Annotated in this window: 18 protein-coding genes, 1 pseudogene and 1 riboswitch; of the genes and pseudogenes, 12 read left to right on the top strand and 7 right to left on the bottom strand. The window is 71.1% G+C overall.

Going from position 1 to position 24,461, the window contains the following annotated elements:
- Positions 1-608: 608 nt before the first annotated feature.
- The gene (locus QSK10_RS07235) at positions 609-2,984 is read left to right on the top strand and encodes a chitinase C-terminal domain-containing protein (RefSeq protein ID WP_285661825.1); all 2,376 of its coding nucleotides are present in this window, start codon (positions 609-611) and stop codon (positions 2,982-2,984) included.
- 99 nt (positions 2,985-3,083) lie between these two features.
- On the opposite strand, the gene QSK10_RS07230 is transcribed toward QSK10_RS07235, so the two are convergent.
- The gene (locus tag QSK10_RS07230; protein WP_285661824.1) at positions 3,084-4,007 is read right to left on the bottom strand and encodes a TolB-like translocation protein; all 924 of its coding nucleotides are present in this window, start codon (positions 4,005-4,007) and stop codon (positions 3,084-3,086) included.
- A 129-nt stretch (positions 4,008-4,136) separates the two neighbouring features.
- Here QSK10_RS07230 and QSK10_RS07225 point away from each other — a divergent pair, with 129 nt between their 5' ends.
- The 5 genes from QSK10_RS07225 (at position 4,137) to QSK10_RS07205 (ending at position 13,703) form a co-directional block, all read left to right on the top strand.
- Positions 4,137-7,280 carry a S8 family serine peptidase gene (locus QSK10_RS07225; RefSeq protein WP_285661823.1) on the top strand — a complete coding sequence of 1,048 codons (3,144 nt, stop codon included), beginning with the start codon at positions 4,137-4,139 and terminating at the stop codon, positions 7,278-7,280.
- Positions 7,281-7,478: 198 nt separating this feature from the next.
- Positions 7,479-10,793, top strand: coding sequence for a S8 family peptidase (locus tag QSK10_RS07220; protein ID WP_285661822.1), 3,315 nt, complete (start codon positions 7,479-7,481; stop codon positions 10,791-10,793).
- Between the two features lie 212 nt (positions 10,794-11,005).
- Complete coding sequence (locus QSK10_RS07215; protein ID WP_285661821.1) at positions 11,006-11,176, top strand: hypothetical protein; 171 nt, start codon at positions 11,006-11,008, stop codon at positions 11,174-11,176.
- 234 nt (positions 11,177-11,410) lie between these two features.
- Complete coding sequence (locus QSK10_RS07210; RefSeq protein ID WP_285661820.1) at positions 11,411-13,072, top strand: beta-N-acetylhexosaminidase; 1,662 nt, start codon at positions 11,411-11,413, stop codon at positions 13,070-13,072.
- Positions 13,073-13,265: 193 nt separating this feature from the next.
- Positions 13,266-13,703, top strand: a complete 438-nt coding sequence (locus QSK10_RS07205) for a hypothetical protein (protein WP_285661819.1) — start codon at positions 13,266-13,268, stop codon at positions 13,701-13,703.
- 9 nt (positions 13,704-13,712) lie between these two features.
- Here the strand turns inward: QSK10_RS07205 and QSK10_RS07200 are convergent, their stop codons facing one another.
- The 3 genes from QSK10_RS07200 to QSK10_RS07190 form a co-directional block, all read right to left on the bottom strand.
- Positions 13,713-14,450 carry an ester cyclase gene (locus QSK10_RS07200; protein ID WP_285661818.1) on the bottom strand — a complete coding sequence of 246 codons (738 nt, stop codon included), beginning with the start codon at positions 14,448-14,450 and terminating at the stop codon, positions 13,713-13,715.
- Between the two features lie 58 nt (positions 14,451-14,508).
- Positions 14,509-15,453 carry a C40 family peptidase gene (locus tag QSK10_RS07195; protein WP_285661817.1) on the bottom strand — a complete coding sequence of 315 codons (945 nt, stop codon included), beginning with the start codon at positions 15,451-15,453 and terminating at the stop codon, positions 14,509-14,511.
- A 103-nt stretch (positions 15,454-15,556) separates the two neighbouring features.
- A complete protein-coding gene (locus QSK10_RS07190; RefSeq protein ID WP_285661816.1) occupies positions 15,557-16,489 on the bottom strand; it encodes a C40 family peptidase in 933 nt (310 codons plus the stop codon).
- A gap of 11 nt (positions 16,490-16,500) precedes the next feature.
- Positions 16,501-16,648: riboswitch (cyclic di-AMP (ydaO/yuaA leader) on the bottom strand.
- Between the two features lie 204 nt (positions 16,649-16,852).
- Between QSK10_RS07190 and QSK10_RS07185 the strand changes: the two genes are divergently transcribed.
- The 3 genes from QSK10_RS07185 to QSK10_RS07175 are packed head-to-tail and all read left to right on the top strand — an operon-like array spanning position 16,853 to position 18,574.
- Positions 16,853-17,137, top strand: coding sequence for a metal-sensitive transcriptional regulator (locus QSK10_RS07185; protein ID WP_285661815.1), 285 nt, complete (start codon positions 16,853-16,855; stop codon positions 17,135-17,137).
- A gap of 22 nt (positions 17,138-17,159) precedes the next feature.
- The gene (locus QSK10_RS07180) at positions 17,160-18,062 is read left to right on the top strand and encodes a DUF8832 domain-containing protein (protein WP_285661814.1); all 903 of its coding nucleotides are present in this window, start codon (positions 17,160-17,162) and stop codon (positions 18,060-18,062) included.
- Between the two features lie 41 nt (positions 18,063-18,103).
- The gene (locus QSK10_RS07175; RefSeq protein ID WP_285661813.1) at positions 18,104-18,574 is read left to right on the top strand and encodes a GNAT family N-acetyltransferase; all 471 of its coding nucleotides are present in this window, start codon (positions 18,104-18,106) and stop codon (positions 18,572-18,574) included.
- Here QSK10_RS07175 and QSK10_RS07170 read toward each other — a convergent pair.
- Positions 18,540-19,892: an MFS transporter gene (locus QSK10_RS07170; RefSeq protein WP_285661812.1), complete on the bottom strand. Its 1,353-nt coding sequence runs from the start codon at positions 19,890-19,892 to the stop codon at positions 18,540-18,542. The genes QSK10_RS07175 and QSK10_RS07170 overlap by 35 nt on opposite strands.
- Before the next feature lie 124 nt (positions 19,893-20,016).
- Here QSK10_RS07170 and QSK10_RS07165 point away from each other — a divergent pair, with 124 nt between their 5' ends.
- Positions 20,017-20,574 carry a winged helix-turn-helix transcriptional regulator gene (locus tag QSK10_RS07165; RefSeq protein ID WP_285661811.1) on the top strand — a complete coding sequence of 186 codons (558 nt, stop codon included), beginning with the start codon at positions 20,017-20,019 and terminating at the stop codon, positions 20,572-20,574.
- 172 nt (positions 20,575-20,746) lie between these two features.
- Here QSK10_RS07165 and abc-f read toward each other — a convergent pair.
- Positions 20,747-22,361, bottom strand: a pseudogene (abc-f, locus tag QSK10_RS07160) (ribosomal protection-like ABC-F family protein); the annotation flags it as partial.
- 117 nt (positions 22,362-22,478) lie between these two features.
- Between abc-f and QSK10_RS07155 the strand changes: the two are divergent.
- Positions 22,479-23,108, top strand: coding sequence for a GNAT family N-acetyltransferase (locus QSK10_RS07155; RefSeq protein WP_285661809.1), 630 nt, complete (start codon positions 22,479-22,481; stop codon positions 23,106-23,108).
- Here QSK10_RS07155 and QSK10_RS07150 read toward each other — a convergent pair.
- The gene (locus tag QSK10_RS07150) at positions 23,090-24,130 is read right to left on the bottom strand and encodes a hypothetical protein (RefSeq protein WP_285661808.1); all 1,041 of its coding nucleotides are present in this window, start codon (positions 24,128-24,130) and stop codon (positions 23,090-23,092) included. The genes QSK10_RS07155 and QSK10_RS07150 overlap by 19 nt on opposite strands.
- A gap of 129 nt (positions 24,131-24,259) precedes the next feature.
- On the opposite strand from QSK10_RS07150, the gene QSK10_RS07145 reads away from it, so the two are divergent.
- Complete coding sequence (locus QSK10_RS07145; protein ID WP_285661807.1) at positions 24,260-24,421, top strand: hypothetical protein; 162 nt, start codon at positions 24,260-24,262, stop codon at positions 24,419-24,421.
- Positions 24,422-24,461: the final 40 nt, after the last annotated feature.

Raw genomic sequence — 24,461 nt, 5'->3', positions numbered from 1 at the left:
TGGTGCTCCCTCAGGATTCGATACGGGGATGACTCGTAATTGACTCCGTCTGAACCTACGCCCGGGAATCCGATACGGCACCGTTTCGTATCGCAGGTCACATCGGTGGATCCCGGGGGACGGGCGGTGCCCCGTCGTGCCCCGTCCAAAGCGCTCGCGCCGGGAGGACGCGCCGCAGGTCGGAGGGGGTGCGGCCGCCGGATGGCGGCTTCGTCGGGAGGGGGCGGGGGAGGGGTGAAAAGGCGGGGGTGAAGAGGTGGACTGGGGGTGTCGCCGGCCCGGCGAACGGGCCGGCGGGCCCGGCACGCCCGCCGGCCACGGCATCGCCGTCCGGTCGCCGCCGGGCGCCTCTCGCCCGGGCGGATAAGAGTGGAGTGGGCGCTTGTGCACCACTCTCCTCTCTTATCTACCTATCGGGCCGCCCGTGTCGTGTCGTCCTCACTGTCGGCAACACGTCCGATTAAGCGTTTCGGGAAGGTCACCGGGCGGTTCTGATCAGTTAAGAGAAGTTCTTGCGGCCGGTCGCACAGTGCCGCAAACTGTAAACACGGCAAATCATTAAGGTTCCTGTCTTATCCCCTTGGCAGGCCCTACATCTGGGAGACAACATGCAACCCCGGCACCGATTTCGCCCTCTGCCGTTAGCCGTCGGCGCGGTGGTGGCCGCGCTGACGTTGGCGATGGGCGTCCTGATCCCCGCCATCGCGCAGTCGGCCGAGGACCACGCCGCCTGCCGCCCGGACGGGCTCTACCTCCAGGCCAACGTGAGCGTCCCGTACTGCAACGCCTACGACAACGCCGGCCGCGAGAAGATGGGCGGCAACGACCGCCGCGTCATCGGCTACTTCGCGTCCTGGCGCAACGGCTCCGACGGAACCCCGAAGTACCTCGTCCCGAACATCCCCTGGGGCAAGGTCACCCACCTGAACTACGCCTTCGCGCACGTCGACGGCAGTAACAAGGTCTCGGTCGGCAACGCGGGCCCGAACAACCCCTCCATCGGCATGGAGTGGCCCGGCGTCCCCGGCGCGGAGATGGACCCGAGCCTGCCCTACAAGGGCCACTTCAACCTGCTGAACAAGTACAAGAAGACCTACCCCAACGTGAAGACGATGATCTCGGTCGGCGGCTGGGCCGAGACCGGCGGTTACTTCAACGACCAGGGCGTCCGGGTCAATGACGGCGGCTTCTACACCCTCGCCGACGACCAGAACAAGATCAACACCTTCGCCGACTCCGCGGTCGCGTTCATCCGGCAGTACGGCTTCAACGGTGTCGACATCGACTACGAGTACGCCACCAGCGCGCCCAAGGCGGGCAACCCGCTCGACTTCACCGTCTCCGAACCGCGTCGCGCCCGGCTGATGACCGGCTACGTCAACCTCATGCGCACGCTGCGGGAGAAGCTGAACGCGGCCTCGGCCGCCGACGGCAAGTACTACCTGCTCACCGCGGCCGTCTCGGCCTCCGGGTGGATCCTGCGCGGCAGCGAGTCCTACCAGGTCACCCAGTACCTCGACTACGCCAACGTGATGACCTACGACCTCCACGGCGCCTGGAACAAGTTCGTCGGGCCCAACGCGGCCCTCTACGACGACGGCACCGACTCGGAGATGAAGAACTGGAACATGTACTCCACGTACGGCCAGGGCTACCTGAACACCGACTGGGCGTACCACTACTTCCGCGGCTCCATGCCGGCCGGGCGCATCAACCTCGGCGTCCCGTTCTACACACGCGGGTGGAAGAGCGTCACCGGCGGCACCAACGGGCTGTGGGGTGAATCGGCGCTGGCCGATCAGACGAAGTGTCCCAAGGGAACGGGTCCCGACGTGGGCTCGACCGTCCCATGTGGAGACGGCGCCATCGGCATCGACAACCTGTGGCATGACAAGAACACACAGGGAGCCGAGGAACCGGCCGGCGCCAACCCGATGTGGCACGCCAAGAACCTCGACGAGGGCATCACACCGGACTACCTGGCCGCCTACGGCCTCGACCCGGCCACCGACCCCGACGACCGCGTGACCGGCGACTACCAGCGCTACTACTCCTCCTCGCTGGGCTCGCCCTGGCTGTGGAACGCCCAGAAGAAGGTCTACCTGTCCACCGAGGACGAGCAGTCCCTGGCGGCCAAGGCCGACTACATCGCCGCCAAGGGCATCGGCGGCGTGATGTTCTGGGAGCTGTCCGGCGACTACAGCTTCAACGCCGCCAAGGGCCAGTACGAGATGGGCGACACCCTGGTGACGACCCTGTACAACAAGCTGAACAAGGCCGGGCCCTACGGCAACACCAAGTCCAACGCGGCGGTTCCGGCCGACCAGCTCAATGTCGGCATCTCGCTGAGCGGCTATGCCGTCGGCGACGCCAACTACCCGATCAACCCCGAACTCAAGATCACCAACAACTCCACCACGACCATCCCCGGTGGAGCGGTCTTCGACTTCGACTACGCCAGCACCGCCCCCTGCGACATGTCGCAGCAGTCGGGCTGGACGCTCACCAACGGGCCCTGCGGCCATACCGGCAACAACAACACCGGTGGCCTCAAAGGCGACTTCCAGCACGCGAAGCTGACGCTGCCGAGCTGGCAGAGCATCGCGCCGGGCGCCTCGGCGGCGGTGAAGATCGTCTACAAGCTGCCGGTCTCCACCCCGTCCAACTGGAAGGTCACCTTCGGCGGCAAGTCCTACTCCCTGTCGGCGGACTACCCGCGCGGCTCGGGCACCACCAACCCGACCAGCAACCCGACGGGACCGACCACCGGGCCGACCACACCACCGACGACCACACCGCCGACCACCACACCGCCCACCGGGGGCAACTGCACCAACCCCTCGTGGGACCGGGCGAAGGTGTACAACGGCGGCAACCTCGTCTCCTGGAAAGGCCACAACTGGCGGGCCAAGTGGTGGACCCAGGGCGAAGAGCCCGGGACCACCGGTCAGTGGGGCGTCTGGGAGGACAAGGGCGCCTGCTGATCGACGGTGAACGACGCCGTCGGCCGTTCACCGGACGGCCGACGGTGACATGAGGGGACGTGCCCGTCCACGCCCGGGCACGTCCCCTCACCCCGCGTCTCAGGCGGCGCGGCCGATCAGGATCCAGTCGGCCTTCCCCCGGTCCTTCGCGCGGTCCAGCTCCTTGCCGGACTCGTCGAGGTGGATCAGCTCGCCCTTCTCCCGCACGATCATCGAACCGTCGGCCAGGAACACCGCGCCGTTGAGACCGTCGCGCACGACCTTGCCGGAGACCAGGTCCACGATCGTGTCGCAGAACAGGCTGCGCGCCACGTCACCGGACGGCTCGCCGTCCTTGACGGTGTGCACGCAGGCCCGGCGGGCCCCCGCGCCCACGGAGCTCATGTCGATGACATTGCGGCCGGGGATCTCGATCGTCACCTCGCGCGCGTTCTTCCCGTCCTTGTCCAGGACGACCAGCGTGCCGGTGCCGGCGGCACCGCCCACCAGCGCCGAACCGTCGGCGGCGAAGCGGTAGTGGCACGTGGTGCGGGTCGCGAACGGGACCGCGGTCCCGCCGCCGGGCGGCAGCAGCAGCAGCTTGTCGCCCTCGGCGTACAGCAGCGAGCCGTCATTGCGCCACACCGGCTCGGCGCACATGCCGTCGGCATCGGCCGAGATCACCCGCGGCTTCGCCCCCGGCTTGTTCTCGGCGATCGACAGGCCCACGCCCTCGGCGACCCACGACACCTGGGAGCCGTCCGGAGAGACGTTCGCCGACAGCCACGCGTCGGAGAACTTGAGCACGAGCGTCTCGGTGACCTGGTCCCCATGTACAGCGTGGATCGTGGCGTTGGTGAAGTCCCGCTCGGCGGTCTCCATGTAGTAGAGCGTCCCGGAAGCGGCCCCGGGCGGGGGTGTCACAGGGGCGGGCGCCGAGGACGAGGAGGCGGGCGGGCTGGTGGGCGGCGGGGCGTCCTGGGCCTTCGCGCAGCCGGCCAGAGCGGCGAGCAGCAGGACGGATACGGCGAGCCGACGGTTCACGGTCACTCCTGGGCGATCAGTCGAGGGTCGAGGCAGGCTAGCCGACCGAATCCCTAGACGCCGCAACCGAAGATCCGGTTTACATCGTCTCCTCATCGGAACAACCGAGTCCACTGAGGAGCGTTCCACGTGAGATCACGCGCACTGCCCACCGTCATCGGTGCGGCCCTGCTCGCCGTCGCGGCACTCGCGCCGCCGGTGAGCGCGGCGGAACCGGCCGACACCCCGGTCCAGAAGACCGACCCGCACACCACCGAGAGCACCGTCGTCACCCTCGTCACCGGCGACCGCGTCCGGGTCTCCGACGAGGGCGCGATCGGATTCACGCCCGCCGAGGGCCGCGAGAAGGTCGGCCACAAGCGCTACCGGCTCGGCGGCGACACCTACGTCGTCCCGGACGACGCCTCGGCCGCGCTGGCCGAGGGGCGTCTCGACCGCCGCCTGTTCAACGTGACCGCCCTGGCCCGCGACGGCTTCGGCGAGAAACTCCCGCTCATCCTCGACCCCAAGGGAAGCGGCGCGGCCTCGCTGCGCAGCATCGGCGCCACGGCGCTGACCGTGGACGCCGCCCAGGCCGCCGACCTGTGGGACGCCGCCTCCGGCTACGACCACATCTGGCTGGACGGCCTGGCGAAGGTCCAGCTCGACAAGTCCGTGCCGAAGATCGGCGCGCCCACGGCCTGGCAGGCCGGTTTCGACGGCACCGGCATCACCGTCGCCGTCCTGGACAGCGGCTACGACCGCAACCACCCCGACCTCGCCGGGCTGGTCACCGGCGAGCGCGACTTCCTGTACGGCGAGCCGCAGGCCGATGACCAGAACGGGCACGGGACGCACGTGGCGTCCACAGTGGCCGGTTCCGGTGCCGCTTCGCAGGGGCGGTACAAGGGTGTCGCGCCCGGTGCGAAGCTGCTGGTCGGCCGGGTCTGCGACTACCGCGGGCGCTGTCCGGAGAGTGCGATGATCGAGGGCCTGGAATGGGCCGTCGCGCAGGGCGCCGACGTGGTCAACCTGAGCATCAGCGGCGCGATCACCGATGGCACCGACCCGCTGTCGCGGGCGGTGGACAAGGCGACGGCCGCCGGGACGCTCGTGGTGGCCGCGGCCGGGAACAACGGCGCTCCGGCGAGCGTCGGCACGCCGGGTGCGGCCGCGTCCGCGCTGACGGTGGGCAGCACGACCCTCGACGACACCCTGTCGTGGTTCTCCAGCCAGGGCCCGCGGTCCGGTGACTACGCGGTGAAGCCGGAGCTGGTGGCGCCCGGTGACGGGATCGTGGCCGCGCACGCGGCGGGTACGCCCGCCGAGGAGCCGGTCGGTGACTACTACATGCGCGCCAGCGGTACCTCGATGGCCAGTCCGCACGTGGCGGGCGCGGCGGCGATCCTGAAGCAGCGCCACCCCGACTGGGGTCCGGAGCGGCTGAAGGCGGCCCTGACGGGTTCCTCACACGGCCTGGAGACCGGTGTCTTCGAGACCGGCGCCGGGCGGCTGGACGTGGCCGCGGCGATCGCGACCACGGTGACCGCCAATGCGTCCAGTGTGGACTTCGGCTTGCAGGAGTACCCGCAGAAGCCGGGCCCGGTCACGCGCACCCTGACCTACGCCAATGACGGGGACGCGCCGGTCACGCTCGCCCTGGCCGCCACGGGACCCTTCGCCGTGGCGTCCACGGTGGACGTTCCCGCGCACGGGACCGCGCCGGTGACGGTGAGCTTCGACCCGCTGGGCGCGGGCGTCGGTGTCCACGGTGGCGCGATCACCGCGACCGCGCCGGGCGTCACCGTCCGCACCACGGTCAGCGGCTACACCGAGCCGGAGCGGTACGCGGTCGACCTGACCCCGACGGCCCGCGACGGGGAGACCTACGTCGGCACGACGGTGTCCTGGTACGACCGGGACAAGGACACCGGTGGCTTCATCGACGCCATCGGCACCGAGGGCAAGTCGATCCGGCTGGCGCCGGGGCGCTACACCTTCGCCGGTTCGGTGGACACCGAGCAGAGCACGACGATGTTCAGCGCCGACGTCACCATCACCGCCGCCGACCAGGCCCTGGTCTGGGACGCGCGCACGGCGAAGCCGGTCACCGTGGATCTGACCGACCGGTCCGACGAGCGGCTGGAGGTCGTGACCATGGCCGTGGCCTGCGGCCCGAACCCGTGGACCGGCCTGTTCTACGGGCGTGTCTCCAATGGACAGCCGATGTACGCCGCCGGTGGGGCCTCGGCCTGCCCGAACTACTCCTTCCGGCTCTTCCCGATCATGTCGGGGCCGGGTTACCGGTACTACCCGTACGTCAAGAGCACCGGCGGCGTCCCCGCCGACACCGCGTTCCGTTTCGCCGACCGCGACCTCCAGGCCGAGGACGTGCGCTACGAGACGCAGGGCGGCACCGCGTACGCCACGGCCTGGGACTACCCGCGCGCCGACTTCACCGACCTGAACCTGGCCTCGCCGGACCGCTGGCTCGACGTGGGCACGCGGGCGATGGAGTACTGGGGTCCCAACATGTGGGGCCGTCAGCTCTACATCGGTGACGGCCAGGACTCGGAGCTGACCCTGCGCAAGTGGACCGGCAAGCCGGGCACGCGCCAGGTCGTCCGCTTCAACGGCGGGCCGATCGGCATGGCCATCGCCCCCGACGGCGACGCGTACTACGCCTACGGGCCCAAGGGCATGACGGTCAACATCGGGCCGTTCAGCAGCCCGGCGCCCGACTCGGCGACCGGCGCGAGCCGCGGCACCACCGGCTGGATGACGCTGTCCCGCGACGGCGTGGAGCTCCAGCGGGTCGACGCGCCCTGCTTCGGCAACTTCGCCATCCCCGAGACCCCCGGGCGCATCAGCATCGCCTGCGAGGTCTCGCGCTCGGTGCCGTGGTCGACGATCGGCTCCAAGTCCAGCGGCGAGTGGAGCGTCGGCGCGGTCACCGGGGGCGACAACCTGACCCCGGGCGAGATCATGGCCGTGCGCATGGACGCCACCGGCGTCACCAACGGCTACGCGCACCGCGCGCTGCCGCAGCTGGTGAGCCTGCGCGTCGAGCACAACCTGCCCGGTGCGACCAAGGCGAAGACCCTCACCTTCGAGGTGTCCTACGACCACGGCGCCACCTGGAAGAAGGTCCCGGTCGCGCTGATCGGCGAGACCGGCCTGGCCGTGCTCAATCACCCGGCGGGCGCGACCAGCGTCTCGGTGCGGATCGCGGCCACCGCGGCGAACGGTGATTCGGCCAAGCAGACCACGATCGACTCCTACGGGCTGAAGTAGTCCACAGTGTCCGGAGCGTCGTTCAGCGAAACCTCCGCCGAACGGCGCTCCGACCTTGCATACATATCTGTCGATAATCGAGCTACGTCGGGTGAGAATGGGCGACGGGATCGCGGTAACCGACCGCCGATGCCCGCGCATCTCACATTCGTGGGCGCCAGCCCAGGGATCCACGCCGACAACTCGGGGAGTTGCATCGTGAAGTTCCGCCCGTTAATGGCCGCACTGGGGGTCGCGGCACTGGCGTTGACCGGCGCGCCCGCCGCCGCCAACGCCGCCGAGGGAACGGCCGCGCCGTGGTCGCAGGCCGGCTCGGACGCCTCCTCCAGCACCGTCACGCTCGTCACCGGCGACAAGGTGACCCTTCATCCCGACGGCCGTTTCGTCTTCGTCCCGGGGGCCGGACGCGAGACCATCGGCTACAACCGCTTCGCCACCAGGCGCGACGGCCGGACCGAGCTGTACGTCGTCCCGAACGACGCCGCCAAACCGCTGGCCGCCGGGACGCTCGACCCGCGCCTGTTCAACGTCACCGCGCTCACCCGTGACGGCCTGGCCGGGGACACCCTCCCACTGATCGTGCAGTACACCGCGTCCGCCTACGCCGCCCGCTCCGCCAGCTCACTGGCGGGTGCCACCCGCAGCGCCACCCTGAGCAGCATCAACGCCGACGGCGTGCGCCTGCCCGCCGCCGGGGCCACCGCGTTCTGGAACCAGGTCGTGCCCGGCGGCGCCACCGACCGCTCGGTGAGCCCCGGCATCGCCCACGTCTGGCTCAACGGCAAGAAGCACGTGACCCTGGACGAGTCGGTCCAGCAGGTCGGCGGGAACACCGCCTGGCAGTCGGGCTACTCCGGCACCGGGATCACCGTCGCCGTCCTGGACACCGGCATCGACCTCACCCACCCCGACTTCCGTGACCGCGTCCTGGCGGTCAACGACTTCACCAACACCTCGCCCACCGCCGTCGACGGCAACGGCCACGGCACCCACGTCGCGTCCATCACCGCCGGATCCGGGGCCGCCTCCAACGGCCGCTTCCGGGGCGTGGCGCCCGACGCGAAGCTGCTGATCGGCAAGGTCTGCGACAACGCCGGGCAGTGCACCGACGAGGACATCATCGAGGGCATGCAGTGGGCGGCCTCGCAGCACGCCACCGCGGTCAACATGAGCCTGTCCGGTGACCCCTCCGACGGCACCGACCCGCTCTCGGCGGCGATCAACAACATCACCGAGCTCACCGGGACCCTGTTCGTGGTCGCCGCGGGCAACGAGGGCGCCTTCGGCACCGTCGGCTCGCCCGGCACCGCCGACTCCGCGCTCACCGTCGGCAGTGTTACGAAGAGCGACGGTCTCTCCGGCTTCTCCAGCCAGGGCCCGCGCTTCGGGGACTACGCGGTGAAGCCGGACGTGGTCGCGCCCGGCTCGGCGATCACCGCCGCGCTGGCCTCCGGCCTCGGCTTCCCGGCCTCGCAGAAGTACGTCGAGGGCAGCGGAACGTCGATGGCGACCCCCCACGTCACCGGCGCGGTCGCGCTGATGAAGCAGTCGCATCCGGCCTGGACGGCGGCTCAGCTGAAATCGGCGATCATGAACAGCAGCAAGCGGATCGGCAGCGGTGTGACGGTCTTCCAGCAGGGCGCCGGGCGGCTCGACATCGGGCAGGGCGTCACGCAGACCGTCTACAGCGACTCCGGCAGCCTCAGCTTCGGCCGGTACGCCTTCCCGCACACCCAGCCCGCCGTCACCAGGACCGCGCGGCTGAACAACCCCGGGACCACCCCGGTCACCGTCAGCCTCGCCTTCACCGCCTACGCGCCCAACGGCGAGCAGGCCCCGGCCGGGCTGTTCACCACCGACCGGGCCGCGGCGACCATCCCGCCCGGCGCGAGCGTCGACGTGAACATCACCTTCACGCCGTCCCCGTCCGCCGCCAGCGGCTCCTACAGCGGCGACCTCGTGGCCACCAGCACCACCGGTGTCCGCGTCCGCGTCGTCGCCGGGGCGTACCTGGAGCCGGAGATGCACGACATCGTCATCGCCCCCAAGGCCCGCACCGGCAGCACCGTCGACGTCTTCGGCGCGGCCGTGCTGAACCTGGACACCGGCGCGTCCCACTGGATCACCACCATCGACGCGCAGGGCAAGGCCCGGGCGCACGTGCCGCTGGGCCGCTACCAGGTCATCGGCAACATCGGCAGCAACGGCGCGGCGGCGTCCCTGACGTCCTTCGCCTCGGCGCTGACCGTCGGCAGCGCCGACGTGAACCTCAACTGGGACGCCAACCAGGGCGTCCGCCGCTCCTACGCGCTGGCCGACCGCACCGACGAGGTGCGCCAGTCCATCGACGCCGAGACCACCGCCTCCAGCCTGGACGGATCGTCCTCGGTCCAGTTCGGCGGCACCGCCGTGGGCTCGGCGCAGACGATCTACACCGTCCCGACGACCGTGCAGCCCGCGGCCGGATTCTGGTACTCCGAGCGGGTCACCCTCATCAAGTCGGGCACACCGAACAACACCACCAGCCCCTACCGCTACAACCTCTACGGCGAGACCTCCGGGCGCCTGCCCGACACCGTGTCGGTCAACGCGCGTGACGCCGACCTGGCCGTGGAGACCGGGGTCTACCAGTCGCAGGGCAAGACCGCGCCCGCCACACGCCTGGACTACGCCCTCGCACCCGGCGCGGGCTTCGCCGTCGCGGCCTTCGGCCAGTACAACGGCGTGCCCTCGACCGTCCGCGAGTACTTCCAGGCCACCACCGGATGGCAGTGGCAGAGCGACCTCGTCTTCGGCACCGCCAATAGCTACGAGACGCAGAGCCGCTCGCTGACCCGCCCGATCGCCAGTACGACCTACCAGTGGAACCGGGCGCCGATCCAGGCCGCCGGGGCCACGGTGATCCGGCGGGGCGACCAGATGACGGTGATCGCGCCCATGTTCTCCGGGCCCGACCAGGTCACCGACACCTTCACCAACACCGGGATCACCGGCACGTCGGTACTGCTGATGGGCGGCACCGAGCTCTACCGGGACCCCACGGCCTGCGCCTCGGACTACGAGCTGCCGCCGGGCCTGTCCGGCCGGTTCGTCTACCGCTGCACCGAGACCCGCCCGGCCGCCTGGACCACCCTGGGCACCTCGGCCACCGGCGAGTGGAGCTTCGACAGCGCCACCACCGCGTCCGAGACCATTCAGCAGCTCACCACCGTCCACGTCGCGGCCACCGGGGTCGAGAACGGCGCCGCCAAGGTCGGCGTCCGCCAGGACGTCACCCTGGACGTGGTGCGCGCCACCGGATCGCCCGAGGTCAAGAAGTTCAAGTACGAGGTCTCCTACGACGGCGGGACCACCTGGATCTGGGTGACCGTCAGCCGCGTCGGCGACCACGGCACGGCCTCGCTCGTCCACCCGGCGGGATCGACCTCGGTGTCCACCCGGATCACCGTGACCGACACCGCCAACAACACCGCGATCATGACCGTGATCAGGTCGTACAACCTGGTCCCGTAAGACATCGCTCAAGGGACGCCGGCCGGGTGGGCCGTGCCGGCGTTCCGGAAAGGCGCGCCGCCGGGCGGGGGCGCGCCTTTTTCCTGCCCCGGTGAATATTCAGCCGGGTTGCGGAATTGCGCTCTGCGTCACACACAGGTGTCCTCAGGGGCCCTTCCGGTCGTATAACTCCGTCCGGGGACATCACCGTCGGTCCCGGGGAACGGAGAACCATGAAGCTCAAGACCATCGCGGCGGCGCTCGCGGCCGCGGCGGCCGTCCTGGCGGGCGTCGCGGCCACCACCGCGAGCGTCACCGCGCAGGAGCCCAAGGCGGTCGACACCGCCATCTACGACGGCTCGCCGTGGCTGAAGGCGCCGGTCCGCCCACCGACCCGATGGTGACCGTTTCGTGCGGTTGAGGCGCGGGTGCTCGGTTTCGCACCGAGCACCGGCAATCACTGAAAGCTCCCCGGCGGCCACATTTGCGGTACGGACCGACCGCGAAGTTGATCACTTACCGGGCAGATCGGTTCACCTTCTGTACAATTTCCGCCGCAGGTCTGGTCCACGGGCCGGAAGCTGTCGTACCGTGTCCGGAACTGATCCCTGAACCCACAGACATCCACAGGGGTGATCATGTCTTTGGCGCTGGTGCCACAGCCGCTCTCGGTAACCGAACATTCCGGAACATTCCTTCTCGACGGGTCCGTCTCCATCGTCGCCGCCGGTGACGCACAGGGGCCCGCCTGGCTGCTGCACGACGTCCTGCGCGCCGGAACCGGCTTCGCGCTGCCGGTGACCGCCGCCGCCGACGGGCGCGCCATCACGTTCGCCCTGGCGGGCGAGCGGCCCGAGTACCCGTCGGTCGCGGCCGAGCGGTACACGCTGGAAGTGAGCCCGGACAGCGTTGTCCTGACCGCGGCCCACCCGGCCGGGCTGGTCCGCGCCGTCCAGACGCTGCGGCAGGTCCTGCCCGCGTCGACCCTGCGCAAGGGCGCCGTCCGCCCGGGCACACCGGTCGAGGTACCCGCGGTGTCCATTGAGGACCGTCCGCGGTTCGCCTGGCGCGGCATGATGCTGGACGTCGGCCGGCACTTCCTGCCCAAGGTCGACGTGCTGCGCCAGATCGACCTGGCCGCGCTGCACCAGCTGAACGTGTTCCACCTGCACCTCACCGAGGACCAGGGCTGGCGCATCGAGATCCCCAGCTGGCCGAAGCTCACCGAGATCGGCTCCTGGCGTCCCGAGACCGTCATCGGCCACGCCCGCAGCGGGCTCGGCCACGACGGGACCCCGCACGGTGGTTTCTACACATTGGACGATCTGCGCGAGATCGTCTCCTACGCCGCCGAGCGGCACATCACGGTCGTCCCCGAGATCGACCTGCCCGGGCACGTCCGCTCGGTCCTGGCCGCCTACCCCGAGCTGGGCAACCGCGACGTCCCCGGCCGTGAGGACAAGGGCGTGGCGACCACCTTCGGCATCTTCGACGAGGTGCTGGCCCCGACCGATGAGGCCGTCGGCTTCATCAAGGACGTCCTGGACGTCGTCGTGGACGTGTTCCCCTCGGAGTTCATCCACGTCGGCGGTGACGAGGTCCCGCGCACCGAATGGCGCACCTCGCCCTACGCGCAGCAGCGCGCGGCGGAGCTCGGCCTGGCCTCGCCCGACCTGATCCAGAGCTGGTTCACCAAGGTCATGGGCGAGCACCTGGCCGCCCGCGGCCGCAAGATGATCGGCTGGGACGAGGTCCTGGACGGCGGCGCGCCCCACGACGCCGCGATCATGGTGTGGCGCGACTTCTCCATCGTCCAGAAGGCCCTGAACGCCGGGCACCAGGTCGTGGTCGCGCCCTGCAAGAACGTCTACCTCGACTACTACCAGAGCATCGACCCCGAGGAGCCCCTGCGCATCTTCGGACTGAACACGGTGGAGTCGATCGCGAAGTTCGAGCCGATCCCCGACGGCGCCAGCGCCGAAGGCGTCCTCGGGCTGCACTCTCCCCTGTGGAGCGAGTACTCCAAGGACCGCCAGGACTTCGAGTACTCGCTGTACCCGCGCCTGTCGGTGATCGCCGACGTGGCTTGGGGCCACCCCGACCGCCTGGCGGCCGAGCCGATCCTGGATCGCCTCGCCCACCACGCCGAGCGCCTGGACGCCCTCGGCGTGAACTACCGGCCCCTCGCCGGCCCCCGCCCGTGGCAGAAGGGCGGCACGGGCCGCAAGGCCCGCTACGACGCCGACTACTCCGGTGACTTCGAGGAGCACCTGGAGGAACTGGGCCTGCCGCCGATCTAGCGGCGGTGAAGTCGTGTGAAGGGCCCCCGGCGACGCCGGGGGCCCTTCGCCCGTTCGGGGTAGGCGGTTCGGGGGCGGCCATCGGGTAGATCCGGTGGATTCGCCGGTGCGATCCGGCGGAAGCGCGCCCGGATCCAGTCCAAAAGGGACATCATCGCGTCGCCATGGGCGGCGGCGGTTCTAGCGTCGAAAGATGAACGCCTGCAGGCGGTTCCGCCCGGCCGCCGTCCTCGCCCTCATGCTCCTGCTGCTCGCCGGATGCGGTGACCCGCCGGTGGCGACCTTCCACCCGGGCCACTTCACCGTGCTCGGCGCCCTCTACGTCGAGTACGAGATGGCGGGTCTGTACGGCAACGGTGATCCGTGCTCGACCAGCCTCGGCTACGACGACATCCGCGAGGGCACCCAGGTCACCATCTCCGACTCCGCGGACGCCACCGTCGCTCTGGGGCGGCTGGAGAGGGGAGCGGTGAGCAACGCCTACTCCGCCTGCGGCTTCGGCTTCGAGATCCCCGGCGTGCCCGCCGGGCTCGGCTTCTACGGCGTCTCGATCGGCCGGCGCGGCACGATGCGCTATGCGGAGGCCGAACTCAAGGGTGGGCGGCTCGAACTCCAGCTCGGCCTCGACTGACGCATCCGGTTAACCGCAGCAGTAAATGTTGTCGCACCCCATCCCGACCTCGCTCCCGTACGCCACCCACCCCGCCACCGGCGCCAGCGCGTCGGCGGCGTCCACCGACTCCATCGGCACGTCCGTGACGCGCGGGATCGTCCAGCCGGCGGGGGTCTCCTCCAGGTCGCCCCAGCGGCGTCCGCCGGCGAAGAGCGTCCACAGGGGATGGTCCGGGAAGCAGTTCAGCCGCAGGACCCACCAGAGCCCGTCGACGAGGGCGGCGGTGATGAACGAGTCGTGTCCGGTGCGGCGCCAGCCGGGGGACGCCGGTAAGGCCGGGCGGGGCGCGCGGGCGCGGTCGAGCTGGACGCGCAGGCCCTCGCGGTCGATCTGGATCCAGTACTCCACGATGCGGCCGTCGGCGACGCGGTAGACGGCGGAGGCGATCTCGACGAGGGGCGCGCCGGTGGGGCGGTGGCCGTCGTCGTCGGCGAGGTGGTTGCCGGTCTGGCGCCAGCGGGCGTAGACCTTGTCGCCGTCGGCGAGCAGTTCGGTGATCTCGAAACCGAAGTCGCCGTAGGCGGCCTTCATCTCGCGCACGTGCCCGGCGTACTGGGCGGGGGTGCGCTCGATGGTGACCGTCTCCTCGGAGACGACCTGGTGGGCCAGCACCAGCGGGGCCATGAAGTCGGTGGCCTCGTCCGCGTGCGCGCCGGAACGCACGCGCGTCAGGAACTCGCGGACGAGGGCCTTCGGGTCGCTCATACGGTCATCGTGCGCCACGACTGGCGTCATGGCACGCGATGACCGGGAACATCACATGTCAGGGACGCCCGAAGCCGTAGACCGGCATCGAGTCGACCGGTGACACGCGGACGCCCTGCCCCTCCTGGGGCGCGTGGATGATCATCCCCTCGCCGGCGTAGATGCCGACGTGGTGGATGTCGTTGTAGTAGAAGACGAGATCGCCGGGCTGCAGCGCGTTCCGGTCGACCTTGCGGACGGCGTCGTACTGCATCGCCGCGTTGTGCGGCAGCGAGCGCCCGGCGGCGGACCACGCGGCCGAGGTGAGGCCGGAGCAGTCGTATCCGCCGGGTGCGGACCCGCCCCACTGGTAGGGCGTGCCGAGGGCGGAGTTGGCGTAGCGGACGGCCGCGGCGCCATTGCCGCCGGAGGGCAGCGAGTGGAGCGTGTAGGTGCCGCCCTCGAAGTAGGACACGCCGTCGCGCATCTGCTTGAGGCGGGCCAGTTCGCCCTCGATCGCGGTCTTCTTCTCGGCCAGTTCCTTCTCCAGCCGCTGCTTGTCGGCGCGGAGGCCGCGGATCTGGCCCTGCTCGGTCTCCAGGGCGGACTTGGTGTCCAGGAGCTGCCGCAGGTCGGTGCCCTGCCGCCAGGCCAGGAAGTCCATGGTGGTCATCCGCTCGGCCAGCGTCATGGCGTCGCCGGTGAAGATCGCGTTGACGGTACTGAGACCGCCGGTCTGGTAGTAGTGGACGGCGATGGTGGAGATGTCGGCGTCATTGGCCTCGATGGCCGCGCTGAGCGGGCCGAGGGCCGACTTCACCGTCTTCGCCCGTTCGTTGACCGCGTCGAGTTCCTCGGCGGTCTTGTTGTACTGCTCGACGATCACTTCGAGATCGTGGCTCGCCTTGGTGATCTGGTCGTCGAGCGACGGATCGGCCCACGACGCCGAAGGCGCGGCGGCCAGAAGGGCGCCGCCGATGATCAGGATTCTGGAGATCGCGGTGAGATACCGGGGAGTGGCCATGTTCGACCGGCTCCTTCAAAGGTCCCCGGGGGTGGTGACAGGAAGTGTGGGGTCAGCGCCGAAGCGTACCACCCCCGGGTGGCTTTGATGCGATGTGCCCGGATCAGCCCGGGCGGCCGTAACCGACGATCGGCATGGAATCGAGCGGCGCCGTCGTCACCTTCTGCCCGGAAGTGGGGGCGTGGACGATGACGTTGTTCCCGGCGTAGATGCCCACGTGGTTCAGGTTGTTGTAAAAGACCAGGTCACCGGGGGCGAGCTGGCTGCGGCTGACGTGCGGGACCTCGTTCCACTGCATGTTCGTGTTGTGCGACAGCGAAACACCGGCGGCCCGCCAGGCGCCCTGGGTGAGGCCCGAGCAGTCCCAGCTGTTGGGGCCCGCGGCCCCATAGACGTAGTCGTCGCCGATCTGGTCGTAGGCGAACTGGACGGCCTTGCCCGCGTTGCCGTCGGGCGCCGGAGGGGCGCCGGGCGGGTTGTCGGGAGTGAGGTCGGCCTGGAGGTCCTTGAGCTTGCCGAGCTCGCCTTCGATCTTGTCCTTCTTGGTCCCGATCTCCTTCTTCAGGGTCTCCTGCTCGTCGATGGTGCTCTGCAGGGACGCCTGCTCGCCCGCGAGGGCGTCGGTGGCATCGTGGAAGGCGCGGATCTCGGCGATCTGGGTCTGCCCGAGCTGGCTGAGCAGGGACAGCCGCTCGACGGTCTGGTCGGGCGATCCCGACAGCATGATGTTGACCTGGCTGAGGTTGCCGCCCTGGTAGGAACTGGCGGCGATGCCGTCGATGGCCAGCTGGGCCACGGCCACGGCGTCGGAGAGCGGCTTGAGCTGCTCCTCGATCTCGCCCTGGCGCTCCTCGGCCTTCTTCAGGTTCTCTTTGGCACCGTTGTATTCCTCGATGACCTTTTCGAGTTCCTCGCCTTTTTCCTTGACCTGCTTCTTCACCTCTTCGAGGGTGGGTTCCGCCTGCGCGGGCGCGCTGCCTAGGAGCAGCGCCAGCACGGTCGCGGCCGCGGTCAGGGCGACGAAACGTACTCGCACCTGGGGTCGGCTCCTTCTTCCTCGAACCGCCTACCGGGTTAGCTGACGGGCTCGGGCGGGAAGAAGCATCGCCCTACTCGCGTTCTCCAACGCGGGATTCGCCCCAGTTGCCTGGTTCCCCGGTTCACCGTCAGCGCGGCGATTCGGCGGTCGCGCCCGGTGCCGCCGGGGTGGTGGCAAGGGGTCCGGGCTGACAGCGCCCAAGAGTAGGGTGAACCGGCGGCCTATATCAAGTCGTGACCCCCGAATGGCACAGGTCATCCGCGCTGTGTGCTGCGTCGATGACACGCCGGAGCGAGGTACTGTAGGGGGGTATCGTATATGGGTAGGGACAAGGGCCGGGAATCGGCAGAGGTGAGCGGCATGGCGGATTATTGGTACAGCACGGACAAGAAGGCCCTCCTGGCGCGCCTGCGCCGGATCGAGGGGCAGGTGCGCGGCCTTCAGCGCATGGTCGAGGGCGATGAGTACTGCATCGACATCCTGACCCAGATCTCGGCGGCGGACAAGGCGCTCAAAGCGGTCGCGGTCAGCCTCCTGGAAGGCCACATCTCGCACTGCGTCATGGAGGCCGGCAATGACGCCGAGGCCGCCGCGGCCAAGGTGAAAGAGGCCTCGGACGCCATCGCCCGGCTGGTCCGCTCCTGACACTCTGCGTACTCTCGACCCCATGAAGCCGATGCCCCCGCGCCTGCCGCTGTACGTGGGCGGAGTCGTCCTCGCCCTGCTCGTGGGCGTGGGCATCGGCCGGGTCATCGGGCCAGTCACCACCTACCCGCCCGACGCCGGCCAGCAGTCGGCCGCCCCGAACGCGGGCGCGCCGATGGTCGCCGCCGACGGGCACATCCACGGCGTCACCGGGGGCGGCTCGGGCGCGTCCGGGCTCGCCGCGGGCGGCCTGGAGATCTCGGCGGCCGGTTACACCCTCGTGCCCGCCGCCGATGTGGCCGAGCCCGGGAAGCAGGCGATCTCCTTCCGGATCCTGCGCAAGGACGGCACCCCGCAGACGAACTTCGCCGTGGTGCACGAGAAGCCCCTGCACTTCTTCGTGGTCCGCCGCGACTTCGGCGTCTACCGCCACCTGCACCCCACGATGGCCGAGGACGGCACCTGGACCGTGGAGACCGAGCTGCCCGAGGCCGGTCCCTACCGCATGTACGCCGACTTCACCGCCGTGGACGCCGCCGGCACCCAGACCGCGATCACCCTCGGGGCCGACCTGACCGTCACCGGCTCCTTCGAGCCCGTCGCGCTGCCCCCCGCCGCGACCGTCTCCAAGCCCGGCGGGCTGACGGTGACCATGTCCGGCACCGCCACCGTCGGCGTGGCCAGCCCCATCCTCTTCACCGTCGACGGCGGGACCTTCGAGCCTTACCTGGGCGCCTTCGGGCACCTGGTCGCCCTGCGCGACGGCGACATGGGCTTCGCCCACGTCCACCCCGAGCCGCAGCTGGCGCAGGGGGCGGTGAAGTTCTGGTTCACCGCGCCCTCCCCGGGCACCTACCGCTTCTACCTGGACTTCCAGGTGGGCGGCGTGGTCCACACCGCCGACTACGTCGTCGTGGTGGCCTAAATCGGTTGCCGGGCGCGTCCGGCCCGCCCGACGATGGCCGGATGCCGGAGATCCGCCGTTACGCCGAGGCCGACTGGCCGTCCATCGCCCGCATCCACGACGCCGCCCGCCTCGACGAGCTGCGCGACTCCGCCGGGGTCGAGGCGTTCTTGACCCTGGAGCAGACCGCCGAGGGCGAGGGCCTCTTCGACGGCGACCTGTGGGTGGCCGTCGAGGACGGTGAGGTCGCCGGATTCGCCGCCTACGCCGAGGCCGAGCTCACCTGGCTCTACGTCGATCCCGCCAGGTACCGGCGGGGCCTGGGTCGCGCGCTGCTGCGCCACACGCTCGCGAACAGCTCCGACGAGACCGTGGAGTGCACCGTCCTGGACGGTAACCCGGCCGCGCTGGCGCTCTACCTCTCCGAGGGATTCGAGGTGGTCGAGACGCGCACCGGGGGCCTGGCCGGGAACGAGTCCTTCCAGGCCACCGGGCACATCATGACCTGGCGGAGGTCCGCACCAGCGCGGTGACGACCGCGGCGACGACCAGCAGGGCGGCGGCCAGCACCAGCAGCAGGTCCAGGCCGCCGGCCCAGCCCTTCGCGCTGAGCACCGCGATCGAGGCCGCCACGCCCACCGAGGACCCGATGTAGCGGGCGGTGTTGTTGGCGCCGGAGCCCATGGACACCTGCTGCGGCGGCACCGAGTCGATCGCCAGCCGCGCCAAGGCGGCGTTGGTCAGGCCCGCGCCGACGCCGGAGACCACGAAGACCACCAGGACCCGCCACAGCGACCAGTGCGCGGCGGTGCCGATGATGCCCGCGATGGTCGCCGCGATTAGGAAGCCCAGGGCCAGCAGCCGCGTGGGACGCAGCCCGATCCGGCGCGCGTTCAGCGCCGCCAGCAGGCTCGCCCCGGCCCACGCGGTGAAGGTCAGGGCGGTGTACCAGGCGCTGAAGCCGTGGGTGTGCTGCCACACCAGCGCCAGCGTGCTGTTGACGCCGATGATCACCACGCCGTTGACCAGCGCGCCGAGGGTGGACAGCAGGAACAGCGGCTGCCGGAACAACCGCAGGTCCACCGCCGGGCTCGCGTGCCGCCGCTCCACCAGCACGAACGCCACCGCCAGCACCAGGGCCGCGGCGAACAGGACCGGCACCGCCGGGCGGGTCCAGCCCTCACGGCCGAGGGTGACCGCCGACAGCAGCGCCACCAGCGCCAGCGCCAGCAGCGTCATCCCGGCGGGGTCCATGCGGCGGCGGGTCTCCGAGCGCGACTCCGGCAGCGCCCGGGTGGCCACGGCCAGCCCGACGGCGGCGACGGCGTCCAGCCAGTAGACCGCGCTCCAGTCCAGCGCGGTCAGGCCACCGGCGAGCAGCGGCCCGACGGTGAGTCCCGCGCCCAGCGCGGCCGCCCACTGCCCGGTGGCCTTGCCGCGCGCGGCGGGGTCGGTGAAGAGGTGCCCGACGATGCCCAGGCTCGCCGAGATCAGCGCGGCCCCGGCCATGCCCTGCGCGGTGCGCGCGGCGATCAGCACACCCGCGTTGGGCGCGAGCGCGCCGAGCAGGCTGGCGGCGGCCAGCGCCACGGCGCCCCAGGTGAACAGGCGCCGCCGGCCGATGGCGTCGGCGAGGCTGCCGGTGACGAGCAGGACGGCGGCCAGGCCGAAGGGCGAGCCGTTCATGATCCAGGTCTGGGCGGTGACCCCGGCGCCGAGCGCCTTCGCGGTGTCGGCGGTGTTGACCAGGGGCACGGTGTAGATCGACAGGGCCAGCAGCGGCGCGGCGGCGGCCACGGCGAGCGCGCGTCCGGTGCGGGCGGTGGTCTGGGGTGGGGCGAGAGCGGACAAGACGCCTCCTGGTTCGTTCAATGAACCGTCAGACTAGCCCTGTTGGTTCGGTGAATGAACCCGGGTTGGTTCATTGAATGAACTAGCAGGTAGGATGCCTCGAAACCACGAGGTGAGGACGGCCATGGCGCTCGGCAAGGACTACGAATCGCAGCGGGACTGCACCATGGCGCGCGGCCTGGAGCTGGTCGGCGAGCGCTGGACGATGCTGATCCTGCGCGACTGCTTCTACGGCGTCCGCCGCTACAGCGACTTCTTCGTCCACCTCGGCCTGCCCCGCGCCGTCCTGTCGGAGCGCCTGGCGAACCTGTGCGAGCAGGGCGTCCTGGAGAAGCGCCGCTATCAGGACGCGCCACCCCGCGAGGAGTACGTGCTCACCGAGATGGGCGAGGCGTTCTGGCCGGTGCTGGCCGCGCTCGGCGCGTGGACGACGAAGTTCGCCTGGGAGCCCGGGCGCCGCTACCGCACCTTCCTCCACGACCCGTGCGAGACGCGCCTGGTCGCCTACGCGCACTGCCCGTCCTGCGACCGGGCGGTCCCGGCCGCCGAGGTGCGCATCGTCCCCGGACCCGACCTGCCCGACCAACCGGCCACCGACCCCGTGAGCGTGGCCCTGCGGCGCGGCCCGAAGCGCCTCCTCGAACCCCTCATCGTCACGCCCGGCGGGTCGGGAGCGCGATGAGCTGCCGCGGGCGGGTGGCGGTGTAGAGACTGCGGCACCCGTGGGTGGGGTTCGGGTACGAGACCCTCGCTCTGCTGGGGGACGCCGACCAGCTGGTGGTGGCGTACACGGCGGCGCCGGGGTCGGAGACGGCGCGGCGATTGGGGGACCTCGCCGGGTGACAGGCCCGCCGTCCTACTCCCAATGCGGCGGGCCGCCCTTCACATCACCAATCGCGTCCCCCCAAAACCCCGCCGCATCCGCCGGTCGTGGCTCACCAGCACCACCGCCCCCGGGTACTCCGCCAGCGCCGCCTCCAGCTCGTCGGCGAGTTCCGGTGTCAGGTGGTTGGTCGGTTCGTCGAGTAGCAGCAGGTCCACCGGCGCGGCCACCACTCGCGCGAGTTCGAGTCGCCGTCGCTGTCCGATCGACAGGTCGCGGACGGCACGGTCGAGGTCGCCGGGGTGGAACAGTCCGAGTGCCAGGAGCCCGTCCGCGTGGTCCTCGGGGACGCCGGGCAGGCCTTCGGCGTAGGCGGCCAGGAGTGTGCGGGCGTCGGTGGTGGGTTCGGCGCGCTGGCGGAGGTGGCCGACGCGGCCGGTGTGGCGGACGGCGTGCGGCCCGCCGTCGAGTTCGCCGGCGAGTACGGCCAGGAGGGTCGACTTGCCGGAGCCGTTGGGGCCGGTGACGAGTAGCCGCCCGCCGGGTTCGAGGCGCAGGTCGGGCAGCCGGATGCCGCGGGCGAACGCGCCCGACAGGGAGGTGGCCACGCCGTCGCCCTGGGGACGGCCGCTGAAGCGGAGGGGTTCGGGTGGGGCCTCCTTCGGTGCGGCGGTCAGGCGGGTGAGGCGTTCTCTGGCGTCCCGGACGCGGCTCATCGCGCCGTGGTGGCGGGAGCGGGCGCGGAAGGCTCCGGCGCCGCTGAAGGCCCAGGGGCCCTTGCGGGGGATGGCCTCCAGGCGGATGGCGTTGGACGTGGCCAGCTCGCCCTGGCGGCGGATCTCCTCGCGCCATTCGCGGTGCTCGCGCAGGCGGGTCTGGCGTTCGGTTGCCTTGGCCGTCAGGTAGCCGTCGTGGCCGCCGCCGTAGCGGCGGACGCGGTGTTCGGCGACTTCCAGGATCGTCGTGGACACGCGTGCCAGGAATTCGCGGTCGTGGGTGACGGCGACGAGGGTGCCGGGGTGGTCGCGGAGGTGGTCCTCCAGCCAGGCGACGGCCTCGTCGTCGAGGTCGTTGGTCGGTTCGTCGAGCAGCAGCAGTTCCGGCGCGGACGCCAGGGTCGCGGCGAGGTTGAGGCGGGCGCGCTCGCCGCCGGAGAGGGTGCCGAGGGGCCGGGCGCGGTCCGGCGAGGGGCCGCCGAGGTGGTGCAGCATCGCCTCGACGCGCTGGTCGGCGCGGTAGCCGTCGCGGGCTTCGAAGGCGGCGGCGAGGGCGGCGTAGCGCTCCAGGGCGGCGGGGGACGACAGGTCGGCCTCGGCTTCGCGCATGAGGCGGTCGAGCTCGCGGAGCCCGGCGAGGGCGAGGTCGATGAGGTCGCCGACGGTGGCGGAGGCGGGGAGCCCGTCGGTCTGGGCGAGGTGCCCGGTGCCGCCGGGGGCGTGGACGGAGACCGTGCCGTTGTCGGGGTCCTCGCGTCCGGTCATCAGCCGCAGGAGGGTGGATTTGCCGGCCCCGTTGTCGCCGATGACGGCGGCCTTCTCGCCGGGCTTGACGCTCAGGCTCACCCGGTCGAGGACGACCCGGTCGCCGTAGCGGCGGGTGACGCCGTCGAGGACGAGGTGGGAGGCGGTGAGTGCCGAGGTGCGCAACTGCGGCTCCTTCACTGAACGAGACGAGACGGTCCGTCTCGTATGTGAGAACCATAGCAGCGCCCTTCGCCGTTCGCAAGACGGTCCGTCTCGCCTATTGCGGGTTAGGCTCGCGCGATGATCAACGAGACCTCCGTCGCCGAGCTCGTCATGGCCTGGGGCACCGGCTGGGCCGCGTCCCGCCGCACGCCCGCCCCGGTCGCCGTGCCGGGCGGGTTCCGCGTCGACGTGGACGAGCCGGGCCATCGCGTCCGGCACGTCCTGCACGACCTCGGCGCCCTGCCCGCGCTGGACGTGGACGCCGTGCCCGGCGCGTGGGTGAAGGCCGTCGCCGAGCCCGGGGACCTGCACGCCGCCCTGCCGGGGTGGACGCCCGGGCCGCCCGGATACCTGATGACCGGGCCGGTCACGACGGACGTCCCGGCGGCGCCCGAGGGGTACAGCGTCGAGGCGGGCGAGGAGCCGGGAGTGCTCGCGGTGAGCGTCCGGGACGCCGCGGGAGCCGCCGCGTACGGGCGGCTCGGGCTCGCGGGCGACTTCGGCGTCCTCGACAAGATCGTCACCGAGCCCGGGCACCGCCGCCGGGGACTGGGCAGGCTCGTGGTGGCCGTGCTGCTGGCGGAGGCGGGCGCGCGCGGCGTCGGGACCGGCCTGCTGGTCGGCACCGACGACGGCCGCGCCCTCTACCGCGCGCTCGGGTGGAGCGACCGCGCGCCGCTCCCCTCGGCCTACGTGCCGGAGCCCTGAGGGGCCGGCCGCACCGACGCCAGGGTCCGCACGGTCAGGTCGGCGACGTCGCGCAGCAGCGTGTCGGCCTCCAGCTCGACGCCCGCGAGCGCGCTGAACAGGCTCGGCAGGCCCGGCAGGCAGAAGCCGTCCTCGGTGGCCACCGCCGCGCCGATGTCGCCGCGCTTGGCGATCGCCTCGCGGCTGCGCAGCCACACCTCCATGACCTCCTCGCGGGAGGGCACCCCGAAGCCGTGCCCGACCGGGGCGGCGTGCCGCAGGCGGATGAGCGCGCTGTCGCCGAAGGCGAGCGCGACGCCGTTGCGCACCGCGAGCGACTCGGCGACATCGGCGTCGAGGGTGTTCATGACGCCGCAGCGCGAACGGCAGCGCGCCGCGCACACCGCCAGCGCGTGAGAGACGTTCGAGTGCTGCCGGTCGAGGTAGGCGCGCCAGCCCTCACCCGGTCCGGTGGCGACCTTCAGGGACCGCTGCGTGGCGCCGGCGTCGGTGCGGTTGTGTTCGCATCGGCGCTCGTCCTGGGCCTCGCGGTCGCCGAAGCGGGAGTCCTCGACGGCCATCGTCGACGGCAGCAGCGCGGGATCGCCCGCGTGCCCCCACACCGACTCCCAGATCAGCAGCGGCAGGTACTCGGACATGATGTGCGCGCAGGAGACCAGCCCCGCCATGTCACCCCGCCGCCACCGGGCCTCCAGGACCTCCAGCAGCAGCCGGAACGCCGGGCGCATCGTCTTCAGCGCGCCCCGGTCGACCTCGCCCGGCTCCTGTGGCATCCGGCACCGCCGCGCGCGCACCACCAGCGCCCGCAGCTCGGGGCCAGCGTCGTCCAGCAGGCCGCCCATGTCGAAGTCCTCGGCGTCCAGATCGGCCAGCCGCTGGCCGAACAGGCACAGTCTGCGCAGTCTCGCCAGCGTCGGCGCGGGCAGTTCCAGCCCGGTGACCAGCGCGCGCACGTCCCCGAACGCGTAGCGGTGACACAGCATGACGAGCAACCGGTGGGCCAGATCGGCGGACGAACTCATGGCGGCCAGTTTGGTACACGGTCGCACACCGGGACACCCCGGACACCGATGTTGGAGAGGAGAGACCCCACCGGCCCGCCCGGATAAGCTGCGAGAGGCACGCCGAGCGGCACCAGTGGGAGTAGAGACGTGACCCGACCCGACGACGACCGCGTGGTCGACCTGTCCGACGACCTGGACATCCTGCCCGACCAGACCCGCGACGACACCGACCGCGGCTGGGGCGAGAACCGCGGCTGGGGCGACGAGGACAGCCGGTACCTGGAGGACCGCCCGCCGCACTGGGAGTAGGACGGCGGGCCCGTCCCCGGCAAGGTCCCCGAGCGCGCGC

It is taken from the genome of Actinorhabdospora filicis, from assembly GCF_030269765.1.
Lineage (GTDB): Bacteria > Actinomycetota > Actinomycetes > Mycobacteriales > Micromonosporaceae > Actinorhabdospora > Actinorhabdospora filicis.
The sequence above is the reverse complement of the archived record's forward strand: the minus strand, read 5'-3'. Positions and strand labels throughout refer to the sequence as shown.

What these genes read in the sequence shown, in the direction of transcription:
- QSK10_RS07205 (WP_285661819.1), top strand. Translation starts at nt 13,266, where the DNA reads ATGAACGCCTGCAGGCGGTTCCGCCCGGCCGCCGTCCTCGCCCTCATG.
- QSK10_RS07180 (WP_285661814.1), top strand. Translation starts at nt 17,160, where the DNA reads ATGAAGCCGATGCCCCCGCGCCTGCCGCTGTACGTGGGCGGAGTCGTC.
- QSK10_RS07215 (WP_285661821.1), top strand. Translation starts at nt 11,006, where the DNA reads ATGAAGCTCAAGACCATCGCGGCGGCGCTCGCGGCCGCGGCGGCCGTC.
- QSK10_RS07150 (WP_285661808.1), bottom strand. Translation starts at nt 24,130, where the DNA reads ATGAGTTCGTCCGCCGATCTGGCCCACCGGTTGCTCGTCATGCTGTGT.
- QSK10_RS07195 (WP_285661817.1), bottom strand. Translation starts at nt 15,453, where the DNA reads ATGGCCACTCCCCGGTATCTCACCGCGATCTCCAGAATCCTGATCATC.
- QSK10_RS07175 (WP_285661813.1), top strand. Translation starts at nt 18,104, where the DNA reads ATGCCGGAGATCCGCCGTTACGCCGAGGCCGACTGGCCGTCCATCGCC.
- QSK10_RS07155 (WP_285661809.1), top strand. Translation starts at nt 22,479, where the DNA reads ATGATCAACGAGACCTCCGTCGCCGAGCTCGTCATGGCCTGGGGCACC.
- QSK10_RS07200 (WP_285661818.1), bottom strand. Translation starts at nt 14,450, where the DNA reads ATGAGCGACCCGAAGGCCCTCGTCCGCGAGTTCCTGACGCGCGTGCGT.
- QSK10_RS07185 (WP_285661815.1), top strand. Translation starts at nt 16,853, where the DNA reads ATGGCGGATTATTGGTACAGCACGGACAAGAAGGCCCTCCTGGCGCGC.
- QSK10_RS07235 (WP_285661825.1), top strand. Translation starts at nt 609, where the DNA reads ATGCAACCCCGGCACCGATTTCGCCCTCTGCCGTTAGCCGTCGGCGCG.
- QSK10_RS07210 (WP_285661820.1), top strand. Translation starts at nt 11,411, where the DNA reads ATGTCTTTGGCGCTGGTGCCACAGCCGCTCTCGGTAACCGAACATTCC.
- QSK10_RS07165 (WP_285661811.1), top strand. Translation starts at nt 20,017, where the DNA reads ATGGCGCTCGGCAAGGACTACGAATCGCAGCGGGACTGCACCATGGCG.